This window comes from Nonomuraea terrae (assembly GCF_004348995.1).
In the GTDB taxonomy this organism is placed as follows: domain Bacteria; phylum Actinomycetota; class Actinomycetes; order Streptosporangiales; family Streptosporangiaceae; genus Nonomuraea; species Nonomuraea terrae.
In genome coordinates, this window is sequence record NZ_SMKQ01000078.1 from 21,060 (window position 1) to 35,319 (window position 14,260).

Consider the following 14,260-nt stretch of genomic DNA (forward strand, 5'->3'; position numbering starts at 1 on the left):
CGCACGCTCAAGGAGAATCCATGATCCCGGCACGAGTGCCACGGGTCTTACGCATGGGTCCGGCCCGGCTGACCGCCGGCCTCGACCACTGCCGCCGGCTCGACCTGCCCGCCCACCGCACCCTCCACGGCGTCGTCGAGCCGCGCGAGCTGGGCGAGCTCATCTCGTACGCCAACGAGGTGGACATGCGCGGGCGGGGCGGCGCCGCCTTCCCGTTCGCGCGCAAGCTCCGGGCGGTCGCCGACGCGGCCGGCTCGGGCGGCGACTGTGTCGTGCTGGTCAACGGCGCCGAGGGCGAGCCGGCCAGCTCCAAGGACGCCATGCTGCTCACCCGCAGCCCGCACCTGGTGCTGGACGGCGCGGTGCTGGCGGCCGAGGCGCTGGGCGCCCGCGAGGTGGTCGTGGCCACGGCCGGAGGCGAGGTCGCCGAGGCCTCCGTCGCCGCCGCCGTGGCCGAGCGCCGGGCCGCCAACGTCTCCGGCGGGGCCGAGAGCCGGGTGCCGATCCGGGTGGTCGGCATCAAGGAGCGGTTCATCTCCGGGGAGGGCGGCGCGCTCGTGCGCGCGGTCAACGGGGAGGAGGGCATCCCGCCGGGCAGGAAGAAGCGCGCCGCGCTCAGCGGCGTGGACGGCCTGCCGACCCTGCTGTCCAACACGGAGACGTACGCGCAGTTCGCCCTGCTCGCCGAGTACGGCCCGGAGAAGTACGCCGAGGTCGGCACCAGCAAGGAGCCGGGCACGATCCTGCTCACGGTGAGCGGCGGCGCGGCCCAGGGCGCGGTCATCGAGACGCCCACGGGCACCCTGCTGGCCGACGTGCTCGCGCTGTGCGAGGCCGAGCCCGGCGACGGAGTGCTGGTCGGCGGCTACCACGGCGCCTGGCTGTCGGCCGAGACGGCCGGGACCGCGGTGGTCTCCCGCGAGGGCATGAAGCTGGCGGGGGCCACGCTCGGGGCCGGGATCGTCGTGCCGCTCGGCGCGTCCACGTGCCCGCTGGGCGAGGCCGCGCGGGTGGCGTCGTACCTGGCGGGTGAGTCGGCGGGCCAGTGCGGCCCGTGCCGGCTCGGCCTGCCCGACGTGGCCAGGGCCATGTGCGCCCTGGCCGAGGGCACGGGCTCGATGGACGCCGTGCGCCGGGCCGTGCGCGTGGTCGAGCGGCGCGGGGCCTGCTTCCATCCGGACGGCACGGCCAAGTTCGTGCTGTCGGCGCTGGACGCGTTCGAGAGCGAGATCGCGCTCCACCTGGAGCACGGCTCCTGCGGCCGCCCCGTACGCGGGGTGCTGCCGATGCCCGAGCGCGAGGCCGAGCCCGAGTACCGGCTGGAGGTCGACTGGTCCCGCTGCCAGGGACACGGGCTGTGCGCGCATCTGCTGCCGGAGTTCGTCGAGCTGGACGACTACGGGTTCCCCTCGTTCCGGACGATCCCCGGCTGGATGGCGAAGGAGGCGCGGCGGGCGGTGGACATGTGCCCGGCGCTGGCGCTGCGCCTCGCGCAGACCACCGGCGACGGACCCAAGCCTGTCGGCTCGCCGCTGCGGCTGGTCAAGGACCTCAGAAGGGCAGGAGAAGGGCTCACGCGGGTGGGCGGCCTCCCCCGGATTTCGCGTGCCGGAGGCACGGCGTAATAAGTCCTATTAAGTTGGAGAATTGCGCAGATTCAGCGAATTTTTCCGCGCACGTACACGGGTTCTCCAATTTTCACTATTTGGTACAGGCGCTTGGATGTCGTCATCGGGAGGCGTACGCAGCCGTGGGAGGCCGGGCGGAGCGGGACCTTCGTCGAGCCGTGCAGGGCGATGCCGCCGACGATGTAGAGCGAGTTGTACATCGAGCCCAGCGGCCCCGTCGTCCACCCCGGCGCGCGCCGGTAGACGCGGAAGTCCCCCGTCGGGGTGACGGCGTTCCCGCAGTGGCCGTTCCGGCAGTACGGGATCTGGGCGCCGGACGAGATGTGCGAGAAAAGGACCGGGCGGCGGTCGCGGTAGACGGTGAGCAGTTGGGCGCTCAGGTTGACCTCCACCCGGTCCGCGGGCGCGCCCTCCACCATCGGGCGCCTGCGCAGCGGCCGTTCGAGCGCCGACCATTCCTTCGGCCCCACGGCGCCTTTGACGGGCATCCTGCGGCTCTTCTGCAGGGCCCAGACGGCGAACTTCGTCTGCTCGTCGTATCGCCCGTTGACGGGCCCGAAGTAGTAGCGCCCGGCGTGCAGACGGCGCTGCAGTTTCACCACCTCGGAGCCCCGGTCGCCCGGGTGGAGGATGAGCGGCTTGCTCTCGACCTCTTCCGCCTCGGCGTCGTCCACAAGCTCGTGCTCGGCGTCCGCGCCCTCGGCCGGCACAGGGGCCTGTGCCACGGGCCGCCCATCCGGCCCGGTCACCGGGCCCCGCCGGCCGTCCGTACGGGATCCAGGAGCCCGGCGTTCATCGATCGTGGGCAACGGGCCACGCCTCCCGTCGGCGACGGGCCACGGGCGGCGCCGTCTGTCGCCATCGGGGCCGGGGTCACGCCGGTCGTGGGCATTCTTCGCAGCGCCCCGCCGGCCGTGGGAGCCCGGCCGGTCGTCGGGATGGGCGAGCCATCCCGCCGTCGCAGACTGCACGTTCATGGGGGCGTTCATAGGGGCGGTCATGAGGGACGTACCGGCAGATGTCCGGGCTTCGCCCGGAAGGGCGGTGAAGGGGAGGCCGCAGCCCACACCGAGACCGATAACGGCAATTCTGCGAAAGTTTATCCTCATAAATCAACGCCTACCCGGATCGCCGGAGAATCGATCTCATACACAGGTTTAGTCAAGCAAAGTCCCGGCTAATGAGCCGATCCCGCTAAATACGGGCATTTCGCTTTTATAGCGACGGTCGGCGAAAAACCCGTCGCCTCCTCGCGAAACCGACTGGCAGAATGAGGTGACATGCGTAACTGGCCGCTCCCCGAGCTCTCCATCACGACCCCGCGCCTCGAGCTGCGTCACCCGTCGCTCGACGACCTCGACGAGCTGGCCGACCGGGCCGCGGAGGGCGTCCACGAGGCCGGTTTCATGCCGTTCATGGTCCCGTGGTCGGACGGCGAGCCGGCGGAGCGGGCCAGGAGCGTGCTGCAGTACCAGTTCCGTACATGGGCGACGTTCACGCCGGACGACTGGTCGCTCGAACTCGCCGTCGTCCACGAGGGCCAGGTCGTCGGCGTTCAGGGCATGATCGGCAAGGACTTCCCCGTCACCCGCGAGGTCGAGACCGGCTCCTGGCTCGGGCGCCGCTTCCAGGGCCGCGGCATCGGCACCGAGATGCGCAGAGCCGTGCTGCACCTCGCCTTCGCGGGGCTGGGCGCGCACCACGCGGTGACGACGGCGTTCGAGGACAACCACGCCTCACTGGCGGTGACGAAGAAGCTCGGCTACCGCGAGGACGGCATCTCCCTCCACGCCCGCAAGGGCGAGCCGGTCATCACCCGCCGCTTCCGCATGCCCCGCGAAGACTGGACGGAATCCCCCGACATCAAGATCCACCGCCTCGACCGCTGCCTGCCGCTCTTCGGCCTGCCCATGTCAGGCGTCTCTGAGGCGTAGCAGCAGGCCGCCGCCGACGAGGGCCGCCGCGGCCCAGCACGCGACGACGCCCAGCCCGGCCCACGGGCCGACGGGCATGCTCGCCAGGTCCGTGGTGGCCTGGACGGCGAGCCCGGCGTTCACCGGCGAGAGCTGCCACAGGATCCGCTGCAGGTCCTCGTCCCTCACCATGAGGACGACGATCGGGAAGAGGTGGAGCAGGCCGAGCACGGCCCCGCAGGCAGCCACCTGGTCGCGCACGGCCACCGCGACACCCGTGGCCAGCAGCGCGACCAGCCCGAGATAGAGCACCGAGCCGGCGGCGGCGCGCAGCGTGGCGGCGTCGGCGAGCGACAGCGGCGGGTAGCCGTGCTCCGGTGTGAAGCCGCCGCCGGGCAGCAACAGCCGGCCCGCCAGCAGCGAGCCGAGCACCGCCGGGACGCCCGCCCCCAAGGTCAGGCCGGTGACCAGGGTCGCCTTGGCGGCCAGCGTGACCGTCCTGCGCGGCATCGCGGCCAGGGTCGTCGCGACCATCCCGGTGCCGTACTCGCCGCACACCACCGCCACGGCCAGGAGCGCGACCAGTGCCTGGCCGGCCTGCACCCCGAAGAGGCTGACGCGGACGGCGTCCAGCCCGCAGCCCGCGGCCGCGCAGTCCATGACGCCGGCCGCGACGCCGCTCACGGCCACGGTCGCCACGACGACGCCGAGCAGCAGCAGGCCGGGTCCGGGAACGGTGCGCAGCTTCGTCCACTCGGCGTGCAGTTCCCGCCTCACGCGTCCCTCCGCTCCAGCCGGTACGCGGCCAGCCCGAGGGCGACGACGGCGTACGCGCACAGCACGGCGAAGCCGGCCCACGGCGGGAGCGGGAAGTACCCGGCGGCGGGGGCGTAGTGGCCGATCACATGGGCGTACTCGGGGATGCTCTGCTGGACGGCGAAGCCGGCGGCCGGGGTGAGGCGCAGCAGCCACCGCGACACCTCGTCGGGCAGGATGGACGCGGTCGCGAGCACGTACGGGACCACGAGCGCCGTGATCGCCGCGACGGCCGCCGCCGCGCCGCGCCGGAAGAGCAGACCGAGGGCGACGGCGAGGACGGCGGCCACGGCGAGCAGCGCCGCGACGCCGACGACCACCCGGACCTCGGTGAGCGTGCCGACCGGCAGGGTGAAGACGCCGTTGCCGCGCAGGATCCCCCGGGCCAGCGGGGGCGTCACGGCGGTCGCCGGCAGCGCGAACGCGAAGGTCGCCGCCCCCGCCACGACCGCTTTGGCCACCGCCATCCGGCCGCGGCGCGGACCGGCGAGCAGCGTGGTGCGGATGAGCCCCCGCCGGTACTCCGCCGTCGCGAACGACACCATCACCGCGACCACCACGACGAGCGCGATCAGCACACCGGTCAGCGCGTGTTCGATCCTGCCGTTCGAGGTGTCCGGGGCGATGTCACCGGTCCCCGTGAGGGCGAACGTGCCGCCGTTCCCCACGAACGCGCCCGGGTGGTGCGGGTTGCCGTCGGGGCCGAGCTCGACGCCGATGTCGTCGCGGCTCCACGTTCCGCCGGTGCCCGCGCCGCGCACGGTGACCTCGTCCATGGTCGCGGTGACCTCGGTGAAGCGGGAGGCCGAGGCGGATCCGCCGAGCGGGTTGCGGACCACGCGTACGTCGCCGGGTGAGGCGGCGAACAGGCCGATGCGAACCCGGTGCGCCAGTCCGGTCAGGCGGGCGGTGCCGACGGTGGTCCACCGGCGGCCGTCGGGCGACTCCTCCCCGGTGATCGTCTCGCCGGTGCGGGTGAGCCGCAGCCAGCGCGGCGCTCCCCCGGCGCTGCCGGCCACGTCCTCGGTGAAGTCGTGCTGCATGCGTACGCCGTGGGCGCCGGTGACCATGACGGCCGCATACGCCGCGCCCTGCTTCGTGCTCTCCTTGACCATGATCCCGGCTTTCGCCCACGGCACGACGCCGGAGACGACGTTCCGGACGCCGGGGGTGGCGTCGGGCAGGCGGATCTGGCCGTTCATGGCCGTCACGCGGGCGGTGATGCCGCCGTCCCCGTCCAGGGACCGGCTGACGAAGAAGAAGCGGTCCTCCACGGCGCGGCCGTCGCGGCTGAGAGGAGGCGTGGGACACGGCACCTCGACCGGGCCCTGACTGCAGGAGGAGTGGCCGCCAGCGGCGAAGAGCAGGCCGAGCCCCAGGACGAGCAGCGAGGACGCCGCCAGCCCCGCCATCCAGCCGCGTACCGTCCTGAGCTTGGTCCACTCCGCCCGCAGGAGACGGGCGGTCATCGGACCACCCCTGAGAAGCCTCCGGTGAGGTCGAGATACGCCTCTTCCAGCGTCGCCCGGTAGGCGCTCACCTCGGAGAACGGCACCCCGCACGCTCCGAGGAGCCGGACGACGTCCTCTGCGGGCGGCCCGGAGACGACGAGCGTGTCGCGCTCGCCCACGGTCACGGTGGCGCCTGCTCCGGCGAGGGCCCGCGCGGCCTCGGGACTCGCCGCCGTACGCACCGTCACCCGGGCGCGGGAGGCCGTGGCGATCAGCTCGTCCACCCCGACGTCGGCGACGACGCGGCCGCGGCCGGCGACCACGAGATGCCCGGCGGTGTCCTGCAGCTCGCTCATCAGGTGGCTGGAGACCAGCACGGCCCGGCCCTCGGCGGCCAGCGACCGCAGGAACCCGCGAATCCAGACGATGCCCTCCGGGTCGAGCCCGTTGAACGGCTCGTCCAGCATGAGCACCGGCGGGTCGCCGAGCAGGGCCGCGGCGATGCCGAGCCGCCCGCGCATGCCGAGGGAGTAGCCGCCCGCCCGGCGCCGCGCCGCCGGCGCCAGGCCGACCAGGTCGAGCAGCTCGTCCACCCGCCGGGCTCCCAGGCCCTGGGAGTGCGCGAGCCACAGCAGGTGGTCCCGCCCGGATCGGCCCGGCTGCAGCGCCCCGACGTCGAGCAGCGCGCCGACGTGGGTCAGCGGTCGCCGCAGGCTCCGGTACGGTCTCCCGCCCACCAACGCGTGCCCCTCGTCGGGCGCGTCCAGCCCGAGGACCACCCGCATGGTCGTGGACTTGCCCGCGCCGTTCGGCCCGACGAAGCCGGTCACCCGGCCTGGCCGCACGCGGAACGTCATGCCGTCCAGCGCCGTCGTGCGACCGTACCGCTTGCGCAGGCCGCTGACTTCGATGGTTGCTTCCATGCCCGGCGACCCTAGGCACCGGCCTGGCCCGCGGTCGTCACGCCAGGGAGCGATCCCGGCGCGGGGCCGTCCCTCGTAGGAGGGATGCCAGACGGGGAGGCGGCGGGAAACAATGGGCCGCGTGAAGCGAGCGTACGACCGGGGCGGCAGATGGACGGCAGCGCTGGGGCGGGTCACCACGTGGGCGGTTCCGTCACGGCGGGGGGCCGCGGCGTCGTCCCTGCTGCCGCTCGTGGTCGCGGCGCTGCCGGCGCTGCTCGCCGTGGCCGAGGCGGCGGCGCAGGCGCACCATGCGTCCGGGCTGCTGTTCGGCTCGCGTGAGAGCATGCCGGCGGGCGGTCCTGGGAACGGGATCCCCCTGGACGGCGGCGTGGCCCCGTACGTCGTGGTGCTGTCGCTGCTCGCGCTGGCGACCACGCTCCCGCTGGGCTTGCTCTGGGGTCAGCCGGGCCTGGCGGCGGCGCTGGTGTCCGGCGCGGGCGTGCTGTCGATCGCGGCCTTCCGCACCTACACCCTGGGCGGGCTGGTCGTTCAGGTCGTGGCGGCCTACCGGTACGGACGCCATGGGCCGCCGTCCCGGGCGGCGCTGGTGGCCGTGCCGTTCCCCGTGCTGGCGGTGGCGCTGGAGCCCGGCGGTCACGTGCGCGCGCTCACGCTGCTGGCCTCCTGCCTGGTCGCGCCGGCGGCGCTGGCCGGAATCGCCCGCCGGGCCCGCGGCCAGGCCACGGCGGACACCGCCGCCCGGCAGGTCGCCGCCGACAGCCTGCTGGAACACGCCGCCCGCGGCGAACGCGCCCGCATCGCCCGCGAGCTGCACGACGTCGTCGCCCACCACATCTCGATGGTCGCCGTGCAGGCGGAGACCGCCCGGCTGGCCGTCCCCGGCATGCCCGCGGCAGGAGCGGAACGGCTGTCGGCGATCGGCGACACCGCCCGGGCGGCCCTGACGGAGATGCGGCGGCTGCTCGGCGTCCTGCGCGAGGACACGAGGACGGGCACGAGCACGGGCACGAGCACGGGCGCGGGGACGGAACCGGTCTGGCGGCCTCAGCCTGGTCTGCGCCTGCACGAGCTCAACGCGCTGGTCGACGCGTCGCGGGAGGCGTCGGGCAGTGTCACGCGGCTGACCCTGCGCGGCACCCCGGTCGAGCTCGACCCCGGCGTGGAGCTGGCGGCGTACCGGATCGTGCAGGAGGCGCTCACGAACGCGCGGCGGCACGCGCCCGGCGCGGCCGTGGACGTCGAACTCGACTACACCGCCGCCACCCTGGGTCTCCGCATCCGCGACAACGGCCCCGGCCCGCCGGAGCCGGTGCCGGGCACGGGAACGCACGACATCAGCGGCGGACACGGGCTCGGGGGCGGACACGGGTTGGCGGGCATGCGGGAGCGCGCGGCGGCGGTCGGCGGCGACCTGCGCACGGGCCCCGCCCCCGGTGGCGGCTTCCTCATCGAGGCGCGCCTTCCCGGCCGCGCCGAGCTCCGCACCGAACTCCGCGCCGAGACCCACTTCCACAGGACCGGCGACTCTCCCGTCGACTCGCCAGGCTCCGGGAGCGGGGGGTGAGCATCAGCGTGGTCATCGCGGACGACCATCTGGTGGTGCGCACCGGGTTCGCCGAGCTGCTCGACACCCAGGCCGACTTCGAGGTCGCCGGCACCGCCGCCGACGGCGCCGAGGCCGTGCGGATCTGCCGCGCGCTCCTGCCCGACGTCGTGCTCATGGACGTGCGCATGCCCGGCATGGGCGGCATCGAGGCCACCCGCCTGCTGGCCGGTCCCGGCGGGCCGAAGGTGCTCATCCTGACGACGTTCGACCTGGACGAGTACGTTTACGACGCGCTCCGCGCGGGCGCCAGCGGCTTCCTGCTCAAGGATGTCACCGCGGAGCGACTCTTCGACGCCGTACGCGTGGTCGCCGCAGGGGACGCGTTGCTGGCCCCGGCGGTCACCCGCCGGCTGATCGCCGAGTTCACCCGCCTGGGTCCCGGCCCCGGCCCGGCCGCCGGCTCCCTTTCGGCACTCACTCCGCGCGAGACCGAGGTGCTGCGCCTCGTCGCCGAGGGCCTGTCCAATGTCGAGATCGCCGCCCGGCTGGTGGTCACCGAGGAGACGGTCAAGACACACGTCAGCCGGATCCTGCACAAGCTCGGCCTCCGCGACCGCACCCAGGCCGTCGTCACGGCGTACGAATCCGGCCTGGTCGTCCCCGGCACCAGGCCGTGATCACCCAGCCCTCCGCCCCGGACGGACCCTCACCAGGCGACGCCCACCCCTTCACCCGAAGCGCAGAGCCCGAACGCCCGGCACGGGCACCATCCCCAACCCGGGACAGAACCCGAACGCCCGGCGTGCCCGCCCACCAGGCGGACACCCACCATGACGCCGGGCGCTCGGGTCGTCCGGGAATCAGAAGTCGAAGTCGTCGATGTTGTCCTTGTTGAACACCGTCGGCTTCCCGAGCAGCACCTCACCGTTCGCGCCCACGGTGTACTCGCCCAGCTTGCCCGCCTTGAACTTCTCCCCCTCGGCCCCGGTGATCTGCCCCGACGCCAGCGCCGCCGCCGCGTACGACGCCAGGTAGCCCAGGTCGGCCGGGTTCCACAGCTCGAACGCCTCGATGGTGCCGTCCTTGACGAACTTCCGCAGCTGGTTGGGCGTCCCCAGCCCGGTCAGCTTCACCTTCCCCTTGGACGGCGACTCCGACAGGTACCGGGCCGCGGCGGCGATCCCCACGGTCGTGGGCGAGATGATGCCCGCCAGGTCCGGGTACGACCGCAGCAGCCCCTGCGTCTCGGTGAACGACTTCTGGTCGTCGTCGTTGCCGTAGGCGACCTTGACCAGCTCCATGTCCTTGTACTCGGGCTTGCTGAGCTCGTCCTTCATGAACTCGATCCAGGTGTTCTGGTTGGTCGCGTTCGGGGTGGCGGACAGCACGGCGATCTTGCCCTTGTGGCCGAGCTGCTCGGCGAGGAGCTGCACCTGCGTACGGCCGAGGTCCTCGGCGCCGGCCTGGTTGACGAAGACGTGCCGCCCGTCGGGGGCGGTGTCGGAGTCGAAGCTGACCACCTTGACCCCGGCGGCCATGGCCTGCTTGAGCGCCGGCACCACGGCGTTGGGGTCGTTGGCGGCGATCACGATGGCGTCCTGCCGCTGCTGGATCAGCGTGTTGATGTAGGACACCTGGGAGGAGGCGCTCGCGTCGGACGGCCCGACCTCCTTGCCCTCGCCGCCGAACTCCTTGGCCGCCGTGATGCCGCCTTCGTCGGCGATGGTGAAGTACGGGTTGTTGACCTGCTTCGGCAGGAAAGCGATCTTGAGTCCCTGCTTGAGGGGGGCGTTGGGGTTGGCCGAGGCCGACGCGGCGGTGGCCGGGGCCGAGGACTGCTGGGCGGCGACGTCGCTCCGCGTGGTGCCGCCGCCGCAGGCGGCCGTGAGGAGGACGAGCCCGGCGAGCAGCGCCACAGGGCGCCAGGGGGAACGCGTAGTCATGAAGCCGACTTCCCTTCCACTGATGGTGTAGTGCGCCGCCGCCAGACCGCCCCCAGGTTCGGCGCCAGCACGGACGCGACGAGCAGCAGGCCCGTCACGAAGTTCAGCACTTCGTTCGCCACGTCGGCGAGGATCAGCGCGTTGCGTACGACGCCGAGGAGCAGCACCGCCATCAGCACGCCCGGCAGTGTGCCGCGCCCGCCGAAGATCGACACTCCGCCGAGCAGCACGGCTGCCACCACGGCGAGTTCCAGCCCCATCCCGTTGTCCGCCCGCGCGCTGGCGTACCGGAAGGTGTAGACGAGCGAGGCCAGCGAGGCCATCACGCCGGTGGCCACGAACAACCAGAACTTGATCCGCTTGACCCGCACCCCGGAGAAGTACGCGGCCTCCTCGTTGGAGCCGAGGGCGAAGACGGCCCGGCCGACCCCGGTGGCGTGCAGCACCACCGCCGCGACCACGGCCAGCACCGCCACCAGCACGGTGGCGACCGGCACCGGCCCGATCGAGGCCGTGGCCAGGCCGGTGTACGCCGGCGGCAGGTCGGCCACCGCCTGGTCGCCGAGTATCACGTACGCCAGCCCGCGGAACAGCGCGAACGTGCCGATCGTGACCGCCAGCGAGGGCAGGCCCAGCCGGGTGACGAGCAGGCCGTTGACCGCCCCGCACAGCGCCCCGACGAGCAGGCAGATCGGCATGATCATCTCGATGGAGAGCCCCGCGTTCCACAGCCAGCCGAGCACCGCGCACGACAGTCCGAGCGTCGAGGCCACCGACAGGTCGATCTCGGCGGCCACGATGACCAACGTCATGGTGAGCGCCATCAGGGCGATCTCGGTGGTGTCGAGGAGCAGGAACGAGACGTTGGAGCCGTTGGCGAAGCCGTCCACGCCGAGCGACGCCCAGACACAGACGCCGACGAGCAGAACGAAGATCAGCCCTTCCCAGCGCCGCACCATCTCAAGCCGCATCGTGGTGGCACCCCCTGTCCTGTGCGCAGGCACGCCACATCGTGGAAGCCCTGTTCACTCGGCCTCACCCCTTGAGGCCGGCTCGGTCGCCGTCGAGGCCGCGGCCTTTCCCCGCTCCGGTCCCGGCACAGGCGGCGGCGCCTCCCGCGACCGGCGGCGCAGTGCGGCGGCGACCCGCAGGGCGAGCACCCGGTCGAGGACGATGGCGGCGATCAGGAGGGCGCCGTTGATGGCCGTCTGGGCCAGCGCGTCCACCCGGAGCACGGCGAGTGCGCTGGTGATGCTCGACAGCAGCAGCGCGCCGAGTGCCGCGCCGTAGACGGTGCCGCTGCCGCCGAAGATGGCCACGCCGCCGACCACGACGGCCGCGATCACGTCGAGCTCCTTGCCGGTGGCCACGGTGGCGTCCACGGTGCCGAACCTGGCCGCCCACATGACGCCGGCCAGCCCGGCCAGCGCCCCGTTGGCGACGAACGCGGCGACGATCCGGCGCCGCACGCGGATGCCGGCCAGCACGGCGGCCTCGGGGTTGGAGCCGATGGCGTACAGCTCGCGGCCGGAGCGCAGGTTGCGCAGCATCCAGCCGACGACCAGCAGCACCACCAGGGCGACCAGCGCGAGCAGCGGCACGCCGAGGACCGAGCTGGTGCCGAGGGCGAGGAAGCCCTCCGGCATGTCGGCCGCGTTGACCTGACGGCCGCCGGCCCAGGCGTAGTCGATGCCCCGGAAGGCGTACAGAGTGCCGAGGGTGGCCACCAGAGCGGGCACCTTGGCCACGCCGACGAGCAGTCCGTTGACCGCTCCGCAGACCGCGCCCAGCAGCACGCAGCCGGCGATCACGACCGGGATGGGCACGCCCGGGTTGTCGGCCAGGACCAGCGCGCCGCCGAACGCCGCCAGGCCCACGACGGAGCTGACCGAAAGGTCCACGTTCCTGGTGATGACGACGAGCGTCTGCCCGACGGCGAGCAGGGCGATGATGGCGGAGTTGAGCAGGATGTCGCGCAGGCTGGCGTAGCTGAGGAAGCTCAGGTTGACCGCGCCCGTGACGCCGAACAGCGCGGCGAGCGCGACCACGATGCCCAGCTCCCGCACCCGCGCGACCCGGTCGACGAGCCGCCGCCCACCCCGGCCCCGTACGGTCTCAGCCGCCGTCGCCGTGGCGGTCATGCGGCGCTCCGGCCGGTCGCGGCGGCCATGACGCTCTCCTCGGTCGCCTCCGCACGCGACAGCTCGGCGGCCAGCCGTCCTTCGTGCATGACGAGCACCCGGTCCGCCATGCCCAGCACCTCCGGCAGCTCCGACGAGATCATCAACACCGCCACCCCGCTCCCGGCCAGCTCCGACAGCAGCCGGTGCACCTCGGCCTTGGTCCCGACGTCGATCCCCCGCGTCGGCTCGTCCACGATCAGCACGGACGGCCCCCGCGCGAGCCACTTGGCCAGCACGACCTTCTGCTGGTTCCCGCCGGACAACACGTTCACGGGGTCCGCGAGGCGGGCGTACTTGAGCCGCAGCCGCACCGCCCAGTCCGCCGCCCGTCTCCGCTCGGCCGCCCGCGAGACCAGCGGCCCCCGGCGTACGGCGGCCAGCCCGGCCAGGCCGATGTTGCGTTCGATCGACAGGTCCATGACGAGCCCTTGCTGCCGCCGGTCCTCCGGCACCAGCGCGAGCCCGGCCGCCATGGCCGCCGTGGGGCTGGCGGGCCGCAGGCGTCTGCCGTCGACCTCGACGCTCCCGGCGTCCCAGCGGTCGATGCCGAAGATCGCCCGGGCGACCTCGCTGCGCCCGGCCCCGACCAGCCCGGCCAGCGCGACGATCTCACCGCGCCGCACCTCGAACGACACGTCGGTGAACACGCCTTCGCGGGTGAGCCGGCCGACCTTCAGCGCCACCTCGCCCGCGGCCGTCTCCTGCTTGGGGAACAGCGCGTCCAGCTCCCGGCCGACCATGCGGCGTACGAGGTCGTCCGGGGTGATGTCGGCGATGAGGTCGGTGGCCACGTACGCGCCGTCGCGCAGGGTCGTCACGCGCGTGCACAGCTCGAACATCTCCTCCAGCCGGTGCGAGATGAACAGCAGCGCGCACCCCTGCTCCCGCAGCGTCGTGGCCACCCCGAACAGCCGGGCGACCTCGTTGCCCGACAGCGCGGCGGTCGGCTCGTCCATGATCAGCACTCTGGCCCGCCGCGACAGCGCCTTGGCGATCTCGACGAGCTGCTGGTCGGCGATGGACAGCCCGCGAGCCGGCTGGTCGGGGTCGAGCCGTACGCCGAGCCGGGCGAACAGGTCGGCGGCGGCCGCGCGCATCGCCCGGCGGTCGATGCCGAAGCGGGAGCGCGGCTGGCGCCCCATGAAGATGTTCTCCATGACCGACAAATCGGGAAAAAGGGTCGGCTCCTGGTAGATGACCGCGACCCCGGCCTGCTGCGCGTCGCCGGGCCCGGCGAACTCCACCGGCTCACCGTCCAGCAGGATGCGCCCGGAGTCCGGCCGGTGCACCCCAGAAAGGATCTTGACGATGGTGGACTTGCCCGCGCCGTTCTCCCCGGCGAGCGCGTGCACCTCGCCGGGATGAAGCTCCAAAGACACCTCGCGTACGGCCCGTACGGCGCCGAACGCCTTGCTGACCTGTGAGAGGGACAGAACGGGAGTCTGATCCATGTGCCGCACTCCCGGAAAAATCGTTTTAAGCGGTGGCAGGACGGTAGATCAGCCAGCGCCCCCGCGTCAATGGCCGGTTAAGTCAAACTTTCCGACACCTGATCCGGCGTGTGATCCGTGGGCGAATTGTTACGTTTTAACGGCTTTGGCTTGGGGAAACGCCACCGGACACCCCTCGCGCCGGTATCGGCCGGGCGCCAGGCCGTACTCACGCTTGAACGCGTTGGCGAAGGCGAACTCCGACCCGTACCCCACCCGGAAGGCGATCTCACTCAGTGGCGCGTCCGTCTCCCGCAGCAGGCGCGCCCCACCGGCCAGGCGCCACCAGGTCAGGTATGTCAGCGGCGGCTGCCCGACGAGCGCGGTGAAGCGCCGCGCGAACGCCGCCCGCGACAGCCCGGCC

At 73.0% G+C, this 14,260-nt stretch carries 13 protein-coding genes; 4 read left to right on the forward strand and 9 right to left on the reverse strand.

The features are described 5' to 3' along the window. The first annotated feature begins 20 nt into the window (after positions 1-20). Positions 21-1,625, forward strand: coding sequence for an NADH-quinone oxidoreductase subunit NuoF family protein (locus E1286_RS23850; RefSeq protein WP_165969879.1), 1,605 nt, complete (start codon positions 21-23; stop codon positions 1,623-1,625). 32 nt (positions 1,626-1,657) lie between these two features. On the opposite strand, the gene E1286_RS23855 is transcribed toward E1286_RS23850, so the two are convergent. After that, positions 1,658-2,353: a L,D-transpeptidase family protein gene (locus tag E1286_RS23855; protein ID WP_165969880.1), complete on the reverse strand. Its 696-nt coding sequence runs from the start codon at positions 2,351-2,353 to the stop codon at positions 1,658-1,660. Positions 2,354-2,908: 555 nt separating this feature from the next. On the opposite strand from E1286_RS23855, the gene E1286_RS23860 reads away from it, so the two are divergent. Further along, the gene (locus tag E1286_RS23860) at positions 2,909-3,562 is read left to right on the forward strand and encodes a GNAT family N-acetyltransferase (protein WP_132615667.1); all 654 of its coding nucleotides are present in this window, start codon (positions 2,909-2,911) and stop codon (positions 3,560-3,562) included. Here E1286_RS23860 and E1286_RS23865 read toward each other — a convergent pair. From E1286_RS23865 to E1286_RS23875, 3 genes are read right to left on the reverse strand one after another with little or no spacing between them, the layout of a single operon-like run. Continuing rightward, complete coding sequence (locus E1286_RS23865) at positions 3,542-4,318, reverse strand: ABC transporter permease (RefSeq protein ID WP_132615668.1); 777 nt, start codon at positions 4,316-4,318, stop codon at positions 3,542-3,544. The two genes, E1286_RS23860 and E1286_RS23865, sit on opposite strands and share 21 nt — an antisense overlap. Beyond that, a complete protein-coding gene (locus E1286_RS23870) occupies positions 4,315-5,826 on the reverse strand; it encodes a DUF1349 domain-containing protein (protein ID WP_132615669.1) in 1,512 nt (503 codons plus the stop codon). The genes E1286_RS23865 and E1286_RS23870 overlap by 4 nt, the downstream gene beginning before the upstream one ends. Then, entirely contained in the window at positions 5,823-6,731 is a 909-nt protein-coding gene (locus E1286_RS23875) for an ABC transporter ATP-binding protein (RefSeq protein WP_132615670.1), read from the reverse strand. Before E1286_RS23875 ends, E1286_RS23870 begins: the two co-directional genes overlap by 4 nt. A gap of 121 nt (positions 6,732-6,852) precedes the next feature. Here E1286_RS23875 and E1286_RS23880 point away from each other — a divergent pair, with 121 nt between their 5' ends. Together E1286_RS23880 and E1286_RS23885 are read left to right on the forward strand one after the other, a co-directional pair. Next, a complete protein-coding gene (locus E1286_RS23880; protein ID WP_223190303.1) occupies positions 6,853-8,298 on the forward strand; it encodes a sensor histidine kinase in 1,446 nt (481 codons plus the stop codon). Further along, complete coding sequence (locus E1286_RS23885; protein WP_132615671.1) at positions 8,295-8,957, forward strand: response regulator; 663 nt, start codon at positions 8,295-8,297, stop codon at positions 8,955-8,957. Before E1286_RS23880 ends, E1286_RS23885 begins: the two co-directional genes overlap by 4 nt. A gap of 183 nt (positions 8,958-9,140) precedes the next feature. Here E1286_RS23885 and rhaS read toward each other — a convergent pair whose 3' ends face one another. From rhaS to E1286_RS23910, 5 genes are all read right to left on the reverse strand, one after another. Further along, positions 9,141-10,223, reverse strand: a complete 1,083-nt coding sequence (rhaS, locus tag E1286_RS23890) for a rhamnose ABC transporter substrate-binding protein (RefSeq protein WP_132615672.1) — start codon at positions 10,221-10,223, stop codon at positions 9,141-9,143. Then, complete coding sequence (locus tag E1286_RS23895; protein ID WP_132615673.1) at positions 10,220-11,194, reverse strand: ABC transporter permease; 975 nt, start codon at positions 11,192-11,194, stop codon at positions 10,220-10,222. Before E1286_RS23895 ends, rhaS begins: the two co-directional genes overlap by 4 nt. Positions 11,195-11,248: 54 nt before the next feature. Next, positions 11,249-12,364 (reverse strand): ABC transporter permease, encoded by a 1,116-nt coding sequence (locus E1286_RS23900; protein ID WP_132615674.1) that lies wholly within the window; start codon positions 12,362-12,364, stop codon positions 11,249-11,251. After that, positions 12,361-13,857 carry a sugar ABC transporter ATP-binding protein gene (locus tag E1286_RS23905; RefSeq protein ID WP_132615675.1) on the reverse strand — a complete coding sequence of 499 codons (1,497 nt, stop codon included), beginning with the start codon at positions 13,855-13,857 and terminating at the stop codon, positions 12,361-12,363. The genes E1286_RS23900 and E1286_RS23905 overlap by 4 nt, the downstream gene beginning before the upstream one ends. Positions 13,858-13,986: 129 nt before the next feature. Next, on the reverse strand, positions 13,987-14,260 hold a 274-nt coding region (locus tag E1286_RS23910), incomplete at its 5' end, for a helix-turn-helix transcriptional regulator (protein WP_132615676.1).